Source organism: Ensifer sp. ENS08, from assembly GCF_014852195.1.
GTDB lineage: Bacteria > Pseudomonadota > Alphaproteobacteria > Rhizobiales > Rhizobiaceae > Ensifer > Ensifer adhaerens.
On record NZ_JACVBF010000102.1, the window covers coordinates 1 to 255 of the forward strand.

1 pseudogene is annotated in these 255 nt (G+C 65.9%); it reads right to left on the bottom strand.

Features of this window, described 5'->3' with window-relative positions:
- Positions 1-255, bottom strand: a pseudogene (locus tag IB272_RS34690) (phosphoketolase); the annotation flags it as partial.

The following is a 255-nucleotide window of genomic DNA, read 5'->3' on the forward strand; positions in this document are numbered from 1 at the left end:
GGACGGCGGCGAGGGTTTCCAGCGTCGGAGTGTCGCCGCAGCAGGCCATGACGACGTCCGGCTCACTGTTGGCGTCGTTGCTGGCCCAGTCCCAGATGCTCACACCCATGCTGCAATGGCGCACGGCTTGTTCCATCGTCAGCCATTGTGGGCCCGGCTGCTTGCCGGCGACGACGACGTTGACGTAGTTGCGGCTGCGCAGGCAATGGTCGGTGACCGACAGCAGCGTATTGGCATCCGGCGGCAGGTAGACGC